An 814-nucleotide genomic window follows, 5' to 3' on the forward strand; every position below is an offset into this window, starting at 1 on the left:
GGCATCGTCAACTTAACGGCTTGAGATAGGTCGGCCCCTCCTGGTTCGTCAGATCAGTGGCCCGTGGCGACGCCAGTCATCTCAGCCCAAGTCCGAAACGCCTGAGCTCGGAAGTTGCGGTGACCGGCGGCGCTGGTGTTGGCGGGACGGCGGAAGAGATTTCCCACCTGATCATGAACGGAGAGGAAGCGTTGCGCCTGCCCAGCTGATTTGAAGCGCTTCATGATGCGCTCCCGCCGTCGGGTCGGCTGATGGCTGTTTTCCGCGCGATTGTTTATGCCCTTGTGCTGCCGATGCTCCACGCCAGGCATGACAATCCTCTTCGCGGCGGCATAGCTGGCCAGCTTGTCCGTGATCATCACACGCGGCGCCGCGCCCTGCCTCTTGAGCAGCTTGCGCAGCAGGCGCTTGGCAGCCTTTGCATTCCGGCGACTTTGAACCAGGATGTCGAGCACGACGCCATGCTGGTCGACCGCGCGCCAGAGCCAATGCTTCCGGCCCGCAATGCTGATCACGACCTCGTCGAGGTGCCACTTGTCCCCAGGCGCGGGCAGACGCCGCCGGATTTGATTGGCATAACCCTGCCCGAATTTCAGCGCCCACTGCCGCACGGTCTCGTGGCTGACCTCGATGCCGCGGGCCGCGAGCATCTCCTCGACCATGCGCAGGCTCAGGGGAAACCGGAAATAGAGCCAGATCGCGTAGCTGATCACTTCAGCCGGGAAGCGGTGGCGGGCGTAGCGAGGATGACGAGCATTTTTCATCCCTCACATATGCCTCGATCCGGTCACCCACCGGTTAACATGACGGTGCC

General features: G+C 62.7%; 1 protein-coding gene. It reads right to left on the reverse strand.

Annotation, left to right across the window (positions count from 1 at the left end; genetic code table 11):
• Positions 1-53 precede the first annotated feature (53 nt).
• Entirely contained in the window at positions 54-764 is a 711-nt protein-coding gene (locus JKL46_RS34955) for an IS6 family transposase (RefSeq protein ID WP_201843042.1), read from the reverse strand.
• Positions 765-814 lie beyond the last annotated feature (50 nt).

This window comes from Microvirga zambiensis WSM3693, assembly GCF_016735695.1.
GTDB classification, from domain to species: Bacteria; Pseudomonadota; Alphaproteobacteria; order Rhizobiales; family Beijerinckiaceae; genus Microvirga; species Microvirga zambiensis.

Excerpts from the sequence above, each read along its gene's own strand:
- JKL46_RS34955 (WP_201843042.1), bottom strand. The coding sequence starts at position 764 with ATGAAAAATGCTCGTCATCCTCGCTACGCCCGCCACCGCTTCCCGGCT.